12 protein-coding genes are annotated in these 16,780 nt (G+C 58.7%); 9 read left to right on the top strand and 3 right to left on the bottom strand.

Annotated elements, in window-relative coordinates:
• The first annotated feature begins 296 nt into the window (after positions 1 to 296).
• A complete protein-coding gene (gene glgP / locus P0N66_RS07585; protein ID WP_275803955.1) occupies positions 297 to 2,486 on the top strand; it encodes an alpha-glucan family phosphorylase in 2,190 nt (729 codons plus the stop codon).
• Positions 2,487 to 2,545: 59 nt separating this feature from the next.
• On the opposite strand, the gene P0N66_RS07580 is transcribed toward glgP, so the two are convergent.
• Complete coding sequence (locus tag P0N66_RS07580; protein WP_275803953.1) at positions 2,546 to 3,940, bottom strand: PAS domain-containing sensor histidine kinase; 1,395 nt, start codon at positions 3,938 to 3,940, stop codon at positions 2,546 to 2,548.
• Positions 3,941 to 4,204: 264 nt separating this feature from the next.
• On the opposite strand from P0N66_RS07580, the gene P0N66_RS07575 reads away from it, so the two are divergent.
• Positions 4,205 to 4,591, top strand: a complete 387-nt coding sequence (locus P0N66_RS07575; protein ID WP_275803951.1) for a response regulator — start codon at positions 4,205 to 4,207, stop codon at positions 4,589 to 4,591.
• A 10-nt stretch (positions 4,592 to 4,601) separates the two neighbouring features.
• A complete protein-coding gene (locus P0N66_RS07570; RefSeq protein ID WP_275803949.1) occupies positions 4,602 to 5,423 on the top strand; it encodes a pyruvate, water dikinase regulatory protein in 822 nt (273 codons plus the stop codon).
• 18 nt (positions 5,424 to 5,441) lie between these two features.
• Here P0N66_RS07570 and P0N66_RS07565 read toward each other — a convergent pair whose 3' ends face one another.
• Positions 5,442 to 6,914, bottom strand: coding sequence for a sensor domain-containing diguanylate cyclase (locus P0N66_RS07565; RefSeq protein ID WP_275803947.1), 1,473 nt, complete (start codon positions 6,912 to 6,914; stop codon positions 5,442 to 5,444).
• 409 nt (positions 6,915 to 7,323) lie between these two features.
• Between P0N66_RS07565 and P0N66_RS07560 the strand changes: the two genes are divergently transcribed.
• On the top strand, positions 7,324 to 8,040 hold the full coding sequence (locus P0N66_RS07560; protein WP_275803945.1) for a response regulator transcription factor: 717 nt from the start codon (positions 7,324 to 7,326) through the stop codon (positions 8,038 to 8,040).
• Entirely contained in the window at positions 8,030 to 8,377 is a 348-nt protein-coding gene (locus tag P0N66_RS07555) for an Hpt domain-containing protein (RefSeq protein ID WP_275803943.1), read from the top strand. The genes P0N66_RS07560 and P0N66_RS07555 overlap by 11 nt, the downstream gene beginning before the upstream one ends.
• Before the next feature lie 92 nt (positions 8,378 to 8,469).
• On the opposite strand, the gene P0N66_RS07550 is transcribed toward P0N66_RS07555, so the two are convergent.
• Positions 8,470 to 9,225, bottom strand: a complete 756-nt coding sequence (locus P0N66_RS07550) for a DUF362 domain-containing protein (protein ID WP_275803941.1) — start codon at positions 9,223 to 9,225, stop codon at positions 8,470 to 8,472.
• Between the two features lie 328 nt (positions 9,226 to 9,553).
• Here P0N66_RS07550 and P0N66_RS07545 point away from each other — a divergent pair, with 328 nt between their 5' ends.
• The 4 genes from P0N66_RS07545 to P0N66_RS07530 all read left to right on the top strand — a co-directional run bounded on the left by P0N66_RS07545 (position 9,554) and on the right by P0N66_RS07530 (position 16,724).
• Complete coding sequence (locus P0N66_RS07545; protein WP_275803939.1) at positions 9,554 to 11,176, top strand: putative bifunctional diguanylate cyclase/phosphodiesterase; 1,623 nt, start codon at positions 9,554 to 9,556, stop codon at positions 11,174 to 11,176.
• A gap of 12 nt (positions 11,177 to 11,188) precedes the next feature.
• Complete coding sequence (locus tag P0N66_RS07540; protein ID WP_275803937.1) at positions 11,189 to 12,364, top strand: RtcB family protein; 1,176 nt, start codon at positions 11,189 to 11,191, stop codon at positions 12,362 to 12,364.
• A 278-nt stretch (positions 12,365 to 12,642) separates the two neighbouring features.
• Positions 12,643 to 14,424, top strand: a complete 1,782-nt coding sequence (locus tag P0N66_RS07535) for a putative bifunctional diguanylate cyclase/phosphodiesterase (RefSeq protein ID WP_275803934.1) — start codon at positions 12,643 to 12,645, stop codon at positions 14,422 to 14,424.
• A 179-nt stretch (positions 14,425 to 14,603) separates the two neighbouring features.
• Complete coding sequence (locus P0N66_RS07530; protein ID WP_275803932.1) at positions 14,604 to 16,724, top strand: ABC-F family ATP-binding cassette domain-containing protein; 2,121 nt, start codon at positions 14,604 to 14,606, stop codon at positions 16,722 to 16,724.
• Positions 16,725 to 16,780 lie beyond the last annotated feature (56 nt).

The raw sequence follows: 16,780 nt of genomic DNA, 5'->3' as shown, positions 1-16,780 counted from the left end.
CCTTCTGCCGGGGTCTTGTAGTTCCTTGCCGACGCACACTTTTCCCTTTTACAAAAGCGACCAAAACCGGTAAGTTTGTTGGCCTTGCAAAAAACCGCCAAAAATGTTGGCCGGCAACGCAAAAGCAATGACTTACAGTGTGAGCCCAGCCGGCGACACAGCAACGGTGACGACTGGTCGCAAAGGCCATGTTGAAGTTGCCTATCCGACGGCTTCGACTCCAGAACACGATTATACGCGCAAGGCAAACTCAATCACGGAGATGACAGCCAATCATCCGTCAAGGCAGAGAAGCAATGAAAACAGAGCAAAAACCACTCAACAGTGTAACGGCCATCAGTCCGTACGGCACTTTTTTGGGCATTTCCCAAACCTGCTTTGACCGGGTCTGGCAGACCCTGACCGCCCCGCAAGGACAATCCGTCACCTATGTATCCATGGAAATCGGTGCCGACCGGGACGTCTACCACCCGATCAAGAATCTCCTGCAGGCGATGACAAAAGGGGATGAGATCCCCCCGGACCTGCCCCCTTTAGCCGACAAATTTCTCCACGGTCCGGAAAAAATCCCCACTTACAGCGGTGGCCTGGGGATTTTAGCCGGTGACACCCTGAAGAGTTTTGCCGACTGCCGGCTTCCGGTGGCGGCCGTTTCCCTGCTTTACCGCCACGGCTATTTTTCCCAAATGGTGGACATGAATCTCGGCCAGGTGGTCTGGTCCCGGGGATGGGAACCAGAGGAAGTACCGGGGCTTTATCCACTGCATCAGCCCGGCAACCCGGACCAGCCTCTCACCGTCACCGTTGATTTTTATGATCAGCACGATCAGCCAATCCAGGCCGTGGCTCAGGTGTGGCTGAAAATGGAGATCGGCAGCGGCCTGGATTTTTTCGTGCCCGAGATCCTGCTTGATTACGACATTCCCGCCTCGCCGGAATGGATCAGAAAGTCATCCCACCGGCTATACGACAGCAGTTCGGAGGCATCCAAGGCTATCCAGCGCCGTCTACTGGGCGCCGGCGTGCTGCCGGTGATGCGCACCCTGGGCCTGACCGCCAACACCATTCACCTCAATGAGCAGCACGGAGTGGTACTGGTACTGGGGCTGATCAGCGAAATTCTCCATCGTCAGCTGGGGGATGATTTCCGCCAGCGGGCCACCGACCGGGACATCCTGGCCGCCGCCGAGGAAGCGGGCAGGCATGTCGTATACACCATTCACACCCCGGTCAAGGCCGGCCATGACCGTTTTCCCCGCGCTTTGTACCACGGACTGGAACACTCATTTTTCCGCCGGATCCTGCAACTGCTGGCGGTGGATGAACAAACCCCCGAAGTCTATAACTTTACCGCTCTGGCCATGCGGGTCAACCGGACCACCAACAGTGTCAGCCGACTGCACCGCGAGGTCACCCGCGCCCAGTTCCCCCAGTTTAAGGAACGCATCAGCGCCATCACCAACGGTGTTCACCACCTTACCTGGATCAGTGAAAACAAGGCCGAAGCTTACGACTCGGCCCCGGAACTGACCGGCTGGCGCCAGGACCCCAGCGTCTTCCGTCAGGCCATCCAGCTGCTGCACAACAAAAAATTCCGCCACGCCTTCGCCGACGCCTGGCGGGCGGACAGCAAATATCTTATCGATCATGTCAACGCCATGCTGGCCGAACATCGCCATCAGCGCATCTCCACCTGGATCGACCCCCCCAACTACCTTTCTTACCTGGACGAAAAAGAGAGCCGGCTGGACCACCGCACCTTCACCTTCGGCTTTGCCCGCCGCTTCTCCACCTACAAGCGGGCCGACCTGGTTTTTGAGGATCTTGACCACCTGGCCCGCATCCTGGTGGACCAGCAGTGGCCCATCAACTTCATCTATGCCGGCAAGGCCCATCCCGCCGACAAGCCGGGGCAGGGACTGATCAAAGCCATCATCGACATCCAGGAAGAATTGTACCAGCGCACCGACGGCCTGGCCCGACTGGTGTTCATCCCCGACTACGACATGGCGGTGGCCAAAATGATGGTAGCCGGCTGCCATGCCTGGCTCAACAGCCCCAAACGCCCGCTGGAGGCCAGCGGCACCAGCGGCATGAAGGCAGCCATGAACGGGGTGCCCAACGTCAGCATCATGGACGGCTGGTGGGTGGAGGGTTACCACGAAGGTCAGACCGGCTGGAAGTTCGGCTTTGAAGGGCCGGTCAACCCGGATCTGCTCAGCGAGCAGCGGGCGGAAATGCTCTACCGTGAAGATGCCACCTCCTTTTACGAGACCCTGCCGGACATCCTGACCACCTTCTACCAGGAACCGGAACCGAAAGAGTTCCTGGACCGCGGCCTGATGAACCTGGCCTTAAACTGTCCGATCTTCAACACTCACCGCATGGCAGCGGAGTACGTAGAACGCTACCAGCTCGACCTGCCGAAAGACACCGAAGAGCAAATGGCAAAATTCCGGGCACTTTACCGCAGCGATATAGAATAATCGCGGTAACTGTCCAGCATGAGCTGGATGGTTACTAACCGCAAACGTTTACCGGCCAATCACTCATCTTGTTTCTCCTTGCCCACCGGCAGCAGCACCCGGAAGGTGGTACCCGCACCCGGAGCACTGGCGGCCATGATCTCGCCGCCGTGCTGCTTGACCACGATGTCGTAGACGATGCTCAGCCCCAGGCCGGTGCCTTTGCCCACCTCCTTGGTGGTGAAAAAAGGTTCGAAGAGGCGGGAGAGGTGTTCGGGGGCAATGCCGCTGCCGGTATCGCTGATCAGGATCCGGACCCGGTCGCCGGCCGCCCGGGTCTTGATGGTGATAATCCCCCTGGTGGCAATGGCCTGGGCGGCGTTCATCAGCAGATTCATGAATACCTGGTTCAACTGCTGGGGATGACACCACACCGGCGGTAGTTCGCCGTAATTCTTGCGGACCTCGGCCTTGTACTTTAACTCGTTCCAGATGATATTGAGGGTTTCTTCCAGACACTGGTTGATGTCGGCCCAGCCGAACTTGGCCTGGTCCAGACGGGCGAAATTTTTCAGATTCTGGACGATGACCTTGACCCTCTCCACCCCGTCCAGGGACTCCTTGAGCAGTTCGGGGACATCCTCCTCAACGCTGTCGATTTTGAGGCCCCGCCGCACTTTCGCCGCCGCCGCCTGCAGTTTGGGCCCGCCGCCCCGGCCGATCAACTTTTCGAGCATGGCGGCGAACTCCCGCAAACGGCCGACGTATTTGCCTAAAGTGCCGAGATTGCTGGTGACGAAACCCACCGGGTTGTTGATCTCGTGGGCAACACCGGCGGCCAGTTGACCGATGGAAGCCAGCTTTTCCTGCTGCAGCAGCTTGGCCTGGGAGGCTTTCAGTTCGTCGTAGGCCGCGGCCAGCTCCCGGTTATTGGCCTTAAATTTTTCCGCCAGCCTGGTCTGGGCGGTTACATCCTGGAGGGTGATCACCTCACCGACCGGCGGTACCTTACCGACCGCCCCGGATCCGCCGGAAGAGAGCCGCCCCCCATCACCCGGATGAGCGAAATCGGCCGGAGTAGCGGCCGACACCGGCCCCCGCTCCCGGCTGCCACCGAACAAAGGGTAGTGCCGACAGCAGAAAATCCGTCCACTGGCCGGATGGTGATACTCCCGGCAGCCATGCTCACAAGAGCCGGCCGCTCCACGCTCCAGCCCGCCGACCACCAGCAGCTGCTCCCAATCGCGGCCGATAATTTCCTGGTAGGTCAGCCCGACGTAGCCGGCAAAGGCCCGGTTGCAGCGGCGGATACGGCCGGAGTTATCCACCAGGACAATGAGATCGCCCACACAGTCGACAATGCTTTCCAGATCCAGCTTGGCCCGGATTATTCTGGCGGTCATCTCCGACGGGAGAAGGTCCCGGTCACGTGCGCGGTGGCCGTTCTCGCCACTGTCATAGCTGTCTTCATCCATCGTTCATCTTTCCTGTTTTCGATTTCTTTAGCCAGCCCTCTGACATCGCCCCCACGGGCGGTACCGATCTGCAACAAGCGGACAGCTCCGAAGCCGGCAAACATCCGGCCGAGTCCTTAAGATGTTCTACAACATAACGACTATGCGTTTTTTTATCCTGTCTTTTATCCTTGCCGACGGGCACCTTATTGATTATCTTTCGCACTCCGGCAGTCAACCGAACAACTATTCATCTACCGTTAACCATCCCGAAACCGACACCCCATGAAAGTCCTGATCGCTGAAGACAGCCCCGTGGTTCGCCGCGGCCTGCAAAATTTTATGAAAAAGTGGGGATATGAACCGGTGGAGACCACCAACGGCAAGGAGGCCTGGCAAACCCTGATGGCCGACCCTGCCATCCGGCTGGCCATCCTTGACTGGAACCTGCCTGATTTAACCGGCATACAGGTCTGCCATCAACTCCGCAAAAAAAGGCTGCAGCCTTACGTTTACATAATTATTTTCAGCGCCCGCACCTCCACCGAAGAGCAGGTGGCAGCCCTGGAACACGGCGCCGACGACTACCTGGCCAAACCGGCCAAACCTTCCCTGCTCAAGGCCCGCCTGGCTGTTGGCCGCCGCCTGATCGAGCAAATTCCAACCGGATAGTATTTTTGCCATGTGGAACTCCAAAGACATCTACTTCGTTTCCGACAGCACCGGGATTTTAGCCACCAACCTCGGACATGCCATGATCCGCCAGTTTCCCGAGGTGAGCTTTCACGAGGAGCGTTTCCCGTTTATCCTCAGCCGGGAGGAAGCGGAAAAGACCCTGGCCTACATCCTGCAACACTCGGGCGGTCGCCGACCCCTTATCTTCAGCACCATCATGGACCGGGAAATCCGCCTGGTTTTTGATCATCCCGAGGTGGAGTTGTTTGACGTCTTTGAGGCTTTTCTTGAACGGCTGGAGGGTTCGCTGGAGACCAAGGCTTTAAGGGTGCCGGGCTTTTCCCGGCAGATTGACAACATCACCATGGCCAAGCGGGTGGAGGCCATTCATTTCAGCCTGGAGCACGACGATGGAATTCGCTCCAACGAGGTCGACGAAGCGGAGGCTATCCTGCTGGGGGTCTCCCGCACCGGCAAAACCCCGGTCTGTGTTTATCTGGCCACCCAGACGGGCCTGAAGGCCGCCAATTTCCCTTTAACCACCGAATATCTGCGGGAGTACAAGCTGCCGGAACCCCTGCGCCGCAACGCCCGCCGGGCCGTGGGGCTGACCACCACCCCGGAACTGCTGCACAACGTGCGAGAAAAGCGCTACCCCAACAGCTCTTATGCCAAATTGACCACCTGCCGCAAAGAAATCAAGCAGGCGGAGGAGATTTTCCGGACCTACAATATCCCCGTCATCTCCACCGCCGGCCGCTCCATCGAAGAAATCGCCACTCAGGTTACCCAGGAATTGGGAATCAGCCGCAAACCCACGGATAGTTAACCGTCCATCGCCGGTTAACTATCCCAAAGAAGAACAGAGGCAACGCCAGGACGACACGTCATGGCTGCCCACCTCCACCCCCATCAGGTAACGACTGTTACCCAGCTCTTCCACATGCCGCACCTGGACGGCAAATTGCTGCAGAGTGCCGCCGTTGCGGGGGTCGGCAACAGCCCGGCAGAGATAATCGGCGCCCAGCCGAGGCTCGAACGACACCAGGCTGTTGAACCCTTCCCGGCTCACATCTATCAGGGCACAGAACTCCCACTGCTGGTCATGCATAATATCGATGGAATGCACCATCCGATCCGCCCCAACATGAGCCGGCATAACCCGCAACGCCGCCCGTTGCCGCGGGTTACGCCGGCGATTGTCAGCCGGCGCCGTACCCGGGGTCGGTGCTGCGGGTCCAACCACCCGGTTACGCCCTTCCCCTTTACCCTTATAAAGCCGCCGGTCGGCCACCACCAGCAACTCAGTGATGCTAGCTCCGTCCTCGGGGAAGGATGCCACCCCAACAGTCATGGTCAGAGTCCTCCGCGCTTCATGCCGGGGAGACGCCACCAGTTCCGACGCCACCTTCCGGCGCAACTTTTCCGCCAGGCAACATGCATCCTGCCCGCTGGTGGCCGGCAGTATAATCACAAATTCCTCCCCACCGTAACGGGCCGGGATGTCACTTTGCCGAATATCGTTCTGCAGGATGGCAGCCACCTGCCGCAACACCTGGTCACCGAAGACATGGCCAAAATTATCGTTAACGTCCTTAAAATGATCAATATCCAGGAACAGTAAAGAAACGCTGTGGTTATCCCGTCGGCTCTTGCTCAACTCACGCTCGGCGCATTCAAGAAAAAAACGGCGGTTGTAGATGCCGGTCAACTGGTCATGCATCGCCTCCTGACGGGCGTTTTCAAACAAGCGAGCACGCTCCATAGCCACCGCCAGGTTGTGGGCGACGGCACAAAAAAACTCCTTGTCCTTTTCCCGGAAGGCCTGGGGCTTGGCCTTGTGAATATTGAGCACCCCGAAAACCTGGTTATCATTGCCCAGCAGCGGCACCGAAAGAAAAGAACCGATTCCCTGGAGCATCCCCTTGTAATGGAGAAAACGCTTGTCCTGGCTGACGTCCTGCACCAGAATCGGCTTACCATCGGCCGCCACCAGCCCGGAAATCCCCTCACCGCTGCAAAAACTGACGTCACCGGCCGCGGCCATCACCCGCTCATCGGCACTCCACACTTCAAACAGACCGCTTGCCGGATCCTTCAGGAACAGGCAAAACTCCTCCACTCCAAGAGCGTTTTTCAGCAGATCGACGATCTTGATAAACAGGGTGCTGGTCTGCATGGCCATACTGCATGTACGGCTGGTGGTATAAAGCAGATACAGCTCCAGCAGCCGCTCCTTCAGCGCTTCGCTCTCCCGCTGGGCGGAAAGAAAGAGGCGGTCATCCAGGCCCGAAAATGTGCTGTCCGGCGCTGTCATCATTATCCTCCTTGTTACTGTACACTGCTTGGCAACAAAAATTGACCCACTGCTCAAGGCCGAAGAAACTTACCCGAAAAGATCCTGAGTGGCAAGCGCGTGCCACCGAAAACTTTGTAAAAGCAGGGTGTTAACATGGCGTTAACAAACCACCCCCTCAGCTTATCCGGTTAAAACCGGGTAACCCCCTCAGGTCGCTTCAAAAACAACTGTCGGCCACCGAATCGTAAACAATCTGTAAACAGCAAGCGCAACCGAACCGTTCTTACATCTAAACGAGTATACGTTTTTTTCCCCTTGCCGCCAGCCAATGCATTGGTTACTCTTAGCGCAGTTATCCTATTGAGTAGCATACGACGGTGATGATCTCAGACGGTCGCAAGGCCAAAAAAATAGGGCGGGACAACACTCTGTGAGCAGCGGTACCTACAGCCATCGCATCCTGGTCATCGACGACGACCCTTCTCTGCTCTATCTGTGCGCCACGGTGCTCCTCAAGGAGGGCTACCAGGTGGACTACGCTGCCAACCAGGCCGAAGCCCTGCCGGCCCTGGAGCAGAACGAATACTCCCTGGTGGTACTGGATCTCAACCTGCCCGACGGCGACGGCTTGGAAATCGGCCGCCGCCTGCAACAGCGACAAACCCCCTTCCTGGTGATGACCGTCCGCAGCCAGCCGGCGGAACGGCTCCTCGGCTTTGAGTCCGGGGCCGCCGACTACCTGATCAAACCCTTTCTGCCCCACGAGCTTACCCACCGGGTTAGACGCATCCTGCCAAGCTGGGAGGAGCAGGCGCGGCAACAAAACAATTCACGCGTACCGCTGGGGCGCTGGCAATTTGATCTCAAGCGGCAGGCGCTGGTGGCCGAAGATGGTCAAATGACCAGGTTGACCGGCGGCGAGTTCAAACTGCTGGCCGCCCTGATCACCGCCGATGGCCGGGTGATCAGCCGCGACCGGTTGAGTACGGTGGTGGCCCGGGAGGAAGGCGGCGGCCATTTTCGCACGGTGGATGTGCTGGTCTCTCGCCTGCGCAAAAAGATCGAAGACAATCCCCGGCAGCCGGAGATCATCCTCACGATAACCGGCGCCGGCTACCGGCTGGAAAAAAGTACCGATGCTCAATGAAGATCTGCTGCAGACCTTCAAAAAGTGCCTGTCCGCCTCTGAGCTGGAGGAATTTTTCCGGCATCATCACGAGATGATGCAACAGGAAGAAGAACGTATTCGCCAGGCCCTGGCCGACGACGACTTGCCGGCCCTGGGCCACGCCGCCCACAAAATCGCCGGCTCCGCCGGCACTCCTTGTCTCCCGCTGGTCTACCGCCTCTCTCTGGACCTCAATGAGGCCGTACGAATCGGCCACCGGGAACAGGCCCGGACTTTAGCCGCGCAATTGCTTACGGCCAGACCAAAAGCATGGAAAATGCTTGTCGACCGCCTCCCCCAGCGCAATCCCGACTAACTTCACCAGCGTTTTGGCTTTATCACGACTATCACTATCCCCAAGATCCTCGATCTCACCGGAAGTGCGGATTGCTTTAAGCAAAGGTTAAACTAAACCGCAACCACCGTCAGCGGCTCGGCAAAACCCAGTTCACCGTGGAGCTCGCGGATATGGTCGATTTCCCGCCAGTCCAGGTTCAGCAGATCGGCTCCGTAGGCATCCAGGGCCACCGGATCAAACGAGGCGGCCAGCAACCCCGGGGGCGGCTTACAGGGCGGCCCGCCCAAGTGCGACTGGGCCAGGCCGACGGTGGCATCCAGCAGGGTAAAATCCGGGCTGCGATAGCGGTTGAGATCGGCCACCGCTGCCTGTATATCATGGTGAAAAGCCGCTTTTTTCCAATGACCCCCCTGCTGATAATGACAAGGCGGCGCCGCCCCCATCATATTTTTTAAGGTCAGGGTAACCTTGGCCAGGGTGTGCACCTTGAGCACCGGCAGCGACACCAGAAAGGACTCGAACAACAGGGCGGGCAGATGCATTTCCGGCCAGCGTCGACAGTCGGGAAGGGTCAGACGAATGGTGGGCTGCCGGTTAAGGTCGACCAGCTCCACCCCTTTGGCCGCCGCCAGTTCATGGTACCCCAGCCGGGCAAAACAGTGATCGGTGTCATAGGTTTTGGAACCGCAGCCTTCGGCGATGATGATTTCGGCCTGGGGCACCGCAGATCGCAAAAAATCCACCACCGCCGCCGTCAGTTCCACCGGGGTGGTGATCGGCGGCAACGCCGCCTCCACCAGATTAGGCTTAAGCACGATCCGCTTGTGGCGGCCGGCCACCGACGCCAGTCCGGCTCGCGTTAGCAAATTTTCTACTTCTGAATGCCAATCTGCTCCATGCCGACAGACATAAATTTTACTTTGGCCATCTTTTTTGCCATCCTGCTGCATGCCCACTCCTTATTCCAAATAATTTTTCAACCGTATAGGGTAGCACGAGCCGGGCTGCTTGGCAAAAGTTCGGTGACCAAGCGCGGGATCACGCCGAAATCACACTCCCCCGCCCCAGAACCTTAGTCAAGGTTTATGGCGGGCCGCGGTTGTCAAGTTGGCCATCCATAAGGTATGCTTCAAACACACTTAATGACCCCGATCCGGATTGCAGAAAAAAGACCAAAGGACAGCCGCCATCAACATGACACCGCAAACCAGATACGCCCTGCGCCTGGCTGTTATTTACGCCATATTAGGCGCCTTGTGGATATTTTTCAGCGACCGGCTGCTGGTGACCATGGCCCTGGAACCGGAAGTCTTCACCCTGCTACAGACCTACAAAGGCTGGCTCTACGTCCTGCTCACCGCCGTCCTGATTTTTTTACTTATTTTAAAAGCCGAATATCGCTTTCAATCTACTGAGCAGCTTTTTCAACAAGCGGAGTCACAACGGGAACGGCTGACTTATTACGACCCTCTCACCGGCCTGCCAAACCGCCAGTTGTTGCAATTTCACCTGGAACACGCCCTGGACTGGGCCCAACGGCACCAGACCCTGGTGGGCATCCATTTCATTGACCTGGACCGCTTCAAGGAGGTCAACGACAGCCTGGGTCACCAGACCGGCGATGAGTTGCTGGCCATGGCCGCTCAACGTTTAAGCGGCATTATGGGCCAGGACGACACCCTGGCCCGCTTTGGCGGCGATAAGTTTATCCTGCTTCAGGAAGTCCTGACCGACCCCCGGGAGACGGCCACCAAAGCCCAAAAAATGCTGACCGCCCTGGCCGCCCCATTCAGGCTGACCGATCAAAACGATTTTTTTATCGGCGCCAGTATCGGCATCAGCGTTTTCCCCAGCGACGGTCAGACCGTTTCCGACCTGCTGAAAAATGCCGAAGCGGCCATGTATCATGCCAAAGAAAACGGCCGCAACCAGTTTAATTTCTATACCGGCCTGATGAACATCGACGCTTTGGAGCGCCTGAACCTGGAAAACGCCTTACGGCAGGCCATCGGCCGCCGTGAACTGGAGCTGTTCTTTCAGCCCAAGCTTATGATTGTTCCTGCCTCTTCATCGCTCGGTGACGCATCCGGTGGCCTGGCCGACAGCGGCGGGGGCCACGGCAACCAGGGCAGTTATCAGTTAAGCGGCGCCGAAGCACTGATCCGCTGGCACCGTGAAGGAAAACTGGTACCCCCCGGCAGCTTTATCCCCCTGGCGGAAAAAAGTGAACTGATCGAACAGATCGGCAGTTGGGTAATCGACGAGGCCTGCCGCCAGATAAGGGCCTGGCGCGACCAGGGTCACCCGGAGCGGTCGGTGGCGGTCAATGTCTCCGCCCGCCAGTTCCGGGCCGGCAACCTGGCGGAAGTGGTCGCCGAGGCCTTGGGTAAGCATCAAATCCCCCCTCACCTGCTGGAACTGGAACTGACCGAAAGCATTCTGATGGAAAAACCGGAAGAGGCGGTAGCGCTGCTGACCGAATGCACTGAACTGGGAGTCAGCATCTCTCTTGATGATTTCGGCACCGGCTACTCCAGCTTCGCCTACCTCAACCGTTTCCCCATTGGCGCCTTAAAAATCGACCAGTCGTTCATCCGGGATCTTGAACATCGCTCCGACGCCGCCATGATCGCCGACTCCATCATCGGTTTGGCCCACCAAATGGGGATCATCGTGGTGGCCGAAGGGGTGGAAACAATCTCCCAGCTCAACTACCTGCAGCAGCGCGGCTGTGACCAGGTCCAGGGCTATCTTTTCAGCCCGCCCCTGCCGGCCCGGGAATTCACCCGATTGCCCGACCGCCTGCACCCCGCCTGAGGTCAACCAGCCATGCCGGTCAAAAAGGTGATCACCAGCGAAAAACAGCCCATCAAAGTCTGGCTCGACAACCTTGAGGCAGGCGCCCTGGAGCAGGCCAAAAATCTGGCCAACCTGCCCTTCATTCATCGCCATGTAGCCCTGATGCCCGACACCCACCTGGGTTACGGCATGCCCATCGGCGGGGTCATCGCCACCACCGAGATGGTGATTCCCAACGCCGTGGGGGTGGATATCGGCTGCGGCATGGGGGCGGTGCAAACTTCGCTCAGTGAAATCAGCAGCGACAAACTCAAACAGGCGCTGGCCCTAATCCGGCAAAAAATTCCTCTGGGCTTCAAGCATCACCGCCAGCCGCAAGATAAAAAGTTAATGCCCAAAAGTCCGGTTCCCGTCTCGGACCTGCCTGTAATCTCGGAAGAATTCCGCAACGCTCTGTACCAGCTTGGCACCTTGGGCGGCGGCAACCATTTCATCGAAATCCAGCGGGGCAGCGATGGCCACATCTGGCTGATGGTCCACTCCGGCAGCCGCAACCTGGGCTTCAAGGTGGCCAACTATTTCAATCGCCTGGCCGCGCAACTCAATCGTGAACAAAAATCCAAGGTACCGGCCAACTGGCAACTGGCCTACCTTCCCGTCGACAGCCCGGCCGGCCGGAATTATCTGCTGGCCATGCAGTACTGCGTGGATTTCGCCTATGCCAACCGCGACCTGATGCTGACCCGGATCAAGGAAACCCTGCAAGAGGTACTGGGGCCGGTAACCTTTGCCCCGATGATCAACATCGCCCACAATTATGCCGCCCTGGAAGAGCATTACGGGCAAAAAGTAATCGTCCACCGCAAGGGAGCCACCCGGGCACTGGCCGGGGAAATCGGGATCATCCCCGGTTCCCAGGGCACGCCCAGCTACCTGGTGCGCGGACTGGGCAACCCGGAGAGTTTTCGGTCCTGCTCCCACGGCGCCGGCCGCAAAATGGGCCGCAAGCAGGCCCAGCGGCAGCTCAGCCTGGAAGAGGAAAAAAGGCGACTGGACCGCCAGGGCATTATCCACGCCGTACGCTCCAAGGGTGACCTTGACGAGGCGGCCGGAGCCTACAAGGAAATCGACCAGGTGATCGAAAACCAGCTCGACCTGGTGGAGGTGCTGGTGGAAATGCACCCCATGGCGGTTATTAAGGGATGATCTTTGATAAGTTCGCAAAAAACCGCCAAACTCGTTGGTCGGCAACGCGAAAACAAGAAGTTACAAAGCCTGCCCAGTCGGCGGCGCGTTTTTTTTTGACGCCGACAATTTTGCTACCGCGGCAGTGGGTTACAGGGCTACCCCCTCATCATTAACACTTGTTTATCTTTCCCGCCCGTTTTATATTGTTGCCCCACCACCATCGGCGCACACAGGCAGCCTTTTCAAGAATAACTCACGGCCAGGCCAGGCAATGGCAGGCAATTTTCGGAGCAACCTTGTCGCAGAAAAAACAACCACATAGCGACTCATTAATCAAAGTTCTGGTGGTAGAGGACGAACTCGGCGACGCCCTGCTGATCCAGCATACCCTGCTTGGGGCCGGCCCGGGCCGCTATGCGGTGGAGACCGCCGCCAGCCTGGCGGAAACCCGCCAGGCCATCATCAATACCACCCCCGACGTGCTGCTGCTTGATCTGGCCCTGCCCGACTCTACTGGCCTGAAGACGGTGGAGAGTGTGCGCCGGGAGGCGCCGCAAACCCCCATCGTGGTATTAACCGGCCATGACGACGAAGAACTGGCCCAGGCCGCTCTGGAGGCTGGCGCCCAGGATTATATGACCAAAAACACCCTGGGCAGACATTCCCTGAGCAGGGCCATCCGTTACGCCGTCACCCGTTCCCGCCTGGAAAACCGCCTGCTTGAGTCCAACCGGCGACTGGAGAATCTGCTGGATGAGGTGCGCAGCCTCAACACCTACGACACCCTCACCGGCCTGCCCAATCGCCGCTACCTGCTGGAGCAGCTTGCACGCGATATCGCCGTCCACGCCCGGGCCCAACAGTACGGCGCCCTGCTGGGGATTGACCTGGGCAATTTCCGCACCGTCAACGACACTTTAGGCAATGATATCGGAGACCTGCTGCTGGTGGAAACCGCCCGGCGGCTGGGCTTGGGGGTGCGGGAAACCGATACCGTGGCCCGGCTGGGCAGCGACGAATTTGCCGTCATCCTGGACCACCTGGGCCCCGACTACAATCAGGCCGCTGTCAGGGCCGAAGAAGTGGCCAAAAAATTGCGCCGGGCCATTAACCGACATTTTTCCCTCAAGGGACATGAGTGCCACGTTACCTGCTGCATCGGGGTTTGTATTTTCGGACGCCGGGACGAACTGTTCGACGAACTGCTGATCCGGGCCAACGTCGCCACCTACCAGGCCAAAAAAAGCGGGCCCAACACCATCCGTTTTTTTGACGACGCCATGCAGAGCGCCCTGGAAGAACGGGCCCAACAGGAAGCCGAATTGCGGCGGGCTATGAAAGAAAAGCAGTTGCTGCTCTACTTTCAACCGCAAATCAACGGCACCGGCCGGAGTTACGGGGCCGAAGCACTGATCCGCTGGCAGCATCCCACCCGGGGCCTGGTTTCACCGGCGGATTTTATCCCCCTGGCCGAAGAAACCGGCTTGATCCAGCCCCTCGGCCAAATGATCCTGGAACAGGCCTGCGCACAGCTCAGAGCATGGCAACAGCAGCCGGAATTGGCAGATCAGGTGATGGCGGTCAATATCAGCGCCCACCAGTTTCACCAGGCCTACTTTGTCGACCAGGTCAGGGAGGCTCTGACGACCAGCGGTGTCCGCCCCCAAGGACTGAAACTGGAACTCACCGAAAGCGCCCTGCTGACCAACCACCGCGATGCCGTGAGCAAAATGAACACGCTGGTGGCAATGGGGCTCAGCATATCCCTGGACGACTTCGGCACCGGCTATTCCTCCCTCTCTTACCTGAAAATCCTGCCGGTCAACCAACTTAAAATCGACCGCTCCTTCATCGCCAATGTCACCAGCGATCCCAGTGACGCCGCCATTGTCCGGGCCATTTTGGCCATGGCCGCCGAACTGGAAATCGAAGTGGTGGCCGAAGGGGTAGAAAATGAACAGCAACTGGCCTTTCTGCGACAACACAATTGCCGTAATTTTCAGGGTTTTTATTTTGCCCGCCCCATGCCTGCCGCTGATTTTTACACTTTCATTAATACCCCGCCGGTTTGCCCCTGAAAGCCCCTCATCGATTTCCGTCCATTCTTAACGTTTGCCTGCCCCCCAGAGTACCGTGTAACCCGACCAGAACCAAGGCCAAGGGCTTTGACGCACCACCAAACCTTCGCCGATTTTGCTGGGCAATATGCGAGTCGATGTGTTAGATTAGTTGCTTTTTTCATCGGAACTGAGAACCTATGCTAACCATCCAGAATCTATCCATTCAGTTCGGCGACAAGCACCTGTTCAAGGACGTCTCGGCCCGGGTCAGCCCCCGAGACCGCATCGGCCTGGTGGGGGTCAATGGGGCCGGCAAGTCCACCCTGATAAAGATCATGGCCGGCGTGCGCAGCGTCGACGAGAAGGTCTTGAGCCGGGCCAAAAGTGCCACGGTGGGCTACCTGCCCCAGGAACTGGATGGATTTGCCCCGGGCCGCACCCTGTACCAGGAGGCGGAAAGCGCCTTTGCCGAGGCCCTGGCCCTGCAGGAGGAACTGGAGGAAGTTAACCGGCAGCTCTCCACCATGACCGCAGCCGGTCCCGACTGCCAGGCCTTGCTCCAGCGCCAGGGCGAGTTGCAGGACGCCCTGGAAAGCCAGGATGTGTTTCGCATTCGCTCCCAGGTGGAAAAGATCCTGGTGGGGCTGGGGTTCAAGGAAGATGAGTTCGAAAAGGACTGCCATGCCTTTTCCGGCGGCTGGCAGATGCGGCTGCAACTGGCCAAGCTGCTGCTGGCCCGCCCCGCCCTGCTGCTGCTGGACGAACCCACCAACCACCTGGACCTGGAGTCGCTGACCTGGCTGGAGGATTTTCTTCAGAGCTACCAGGGCGGGCTGGTGATGATCTCCCATGACCGGACCTTTTTAAACAACATCTGCAACTCCATATGGGAGTTGAGCCTGGGCAACCTCAACGCTTACAAGGGCAACTACGACCAGTACTTGCGCCAGAAGGAAGAAAGGCTGGAGATCCAACGGGCCGCCTGGGAAAACCAGCAGGCCAATATCCAGCAGACCATGCGCTTTGTCGACCGCTTCCGAGCCAAATCCACCAAGGCCAGCCAGGTGCAGAGCCGGCTCAAGCAGTTGGACAAAATGGAAAAGCTGGAATTGGAGGAAAGCGAGGCCAAGGTGGATTTCCGCTTTCCCCCGGCCCCGCCTTCCGGCCGGATGACCGTGGAGGTGCGGGGGCTGACCAAGAGCTACGGGTCACTGCAGGTCTTCAACGGTCTGGACTTGCTGCTGCAGCGGGGAGAAAAGATGGCGGTGGTGGGGGTCAACGGGGCCGGCAAGTCCACCCTGGTCAAGACCATGGCCGGTTTGCTCAAGGCCGATGGCGGTGAGATCCGTTTCGGCCACAACGTCAAGGTCTCCTACTTCGGCCAGCACCAGGCCCAGGACCTGGACCCGGAACTGACGGTGTTCGACACCGTTTTCCAGGCCACCCCCAACCTGACAGTGACCCAGGTCCGCTCCCTGCTGGGGGCCTTTCTCTTCCGGGGGGAAGACGCCGACAAGCGGGTTTCGGTGCTCTCCGGCGGCGAGAAAAGCCGCCTGGCCCTGGCCAAGATGATCGCCGTACCGGCCAACCTGCTGATCCTCGACGAGCCCACCAACCACCTGGACATGACCTCCCAGGAGGTGCTGCAGGAGGCCATGCGCCGTTACGACGGGGCCATCATCGTGGTTTCCCACAACCGCCACTTCGTCAACGCCTTTGCCGACAAGGTGCTGGAGATCCGCCAGGGCCGAGGCACCATTTACGAAGGCAACATCGACGAATACCTCGATAAGATCCGCCGCGATCAGGAGGCCGCCCTTAGCGCCCCGCCGGCAGGTGGCAAGGCCCAAGACCGCCCCGGCACCGGTCAGCCGGCCGGCAGCAAGGGAAAAAAAACCGGCGCCAAAGGGAAAACCTCCGGCCCCGCCCAAGCGGCGACACCGCCAAAGTATGCCGCCGACAACGACCAGGCAACCGGCAAAAACAATGGTAATGGCGGCAACACCGCCGACGACCAGGGCCGCCCCCGGGGCAAGGAAGTCCGCCGGCAACAGGCCCAAGAGCGCCAGCGCCTCAACCAGCTCCTCGGCCCCCTGCGCAAGAAAGCCGTCCAAGCGGAAAACGAGGTGGAGAAACAGGAGCAGCGCAAGGAAGAACTGGAAAAAAGGCTGGCCGACCCGGAAACCTACAGCCGCCAGGAAGAATTTGCCGAACTAAGCAAAGAATACGCCGACCTGGAACACCGCCTGGAACGCCTCTACGACCAGTGGGAAAAACTCAACAGCGAAATCGAGGAGATCACCAAAGGCCAAGCCTGAACATGTCACTTAAGCCCCAAACGGTTTACGGCTTGACCACAACCCGTTTTCTCAGT

The sequence above is a fragment of the Desulfurivibrio dismutans genome (assembly GCF_029210385.1).
Classification (GTDB): Bacteria; Desulfobacterota; Desulfobulbia; order Desulfobulbales; family Desulfurivibrionaceae; genus Desulfurivibrio; species Desulfurivibrio dismutans.
This window is presented reverse-complemented; position numbering and strand designations above follow the sequence as displayed.

Coding starts and splice junctions, on each gene's coding strand:
- P0N66_RS07570 (WP_275803949.1), top strand. CDS start 4,602: ATGTGGAACTCCAAAGACATCTACTTCGTTTCCGACAGCACCGGGATT.
- P0N66_RS07555 (WP_275803943.1), top strand. CDS start 8,030: ATGCTCAATGAAGATCTGCTGCAGACCTTCAAAAAGTGCCTGTCCGCC.
- P0N66_RS07580 (WP_275803953.1), bottom strand. CDS start 3,940: ATGGATGAAGACAGCTATGACAGTGGCGAGAACGGCCACCGCGCACGT.
- glgP (WP_275803955.1), top strand. CDS start 297: ATGAAAACAGAGCAAAAACCACTCAACAGTGTAACGGCCATCAGTCCG.
- P0N66_RS07540 (WP_275803937.1), top strand. CDS start 11,189: ATGCCGGTCAAAAAGGTGATCACCAGCGAAAAACAGCCCATCAAAGTC.
- P0N66_RS07545 (WP_275803939.1), top strand. CDS start 9,554: ATGACACCGCAAACCAGATACGCCCTGCGCCTGGCTGTTATTTACGCC.
- P0N66_RS07565 (WP_275803947.1), bottom strand. CDS start 6,914: ATGATGACAGCGCCGGACAGCACATTTTCGGGCCTGGATGACCGCCTC.
- P0N66_RS07575 (WP_275803951.1), top strand. CDS start 4,205: ATGAAAGTCCTGATCGCTGAAGACAGCCCCGTGGTTCGCCGCGGCCTG.
- P0N66_RS07530 (WP_275803932.1), top strand. CDS start 14,604: ATGCTAACCATCCAGAATCTATCCATTCAGTTCGGCGACAAGCACCTG.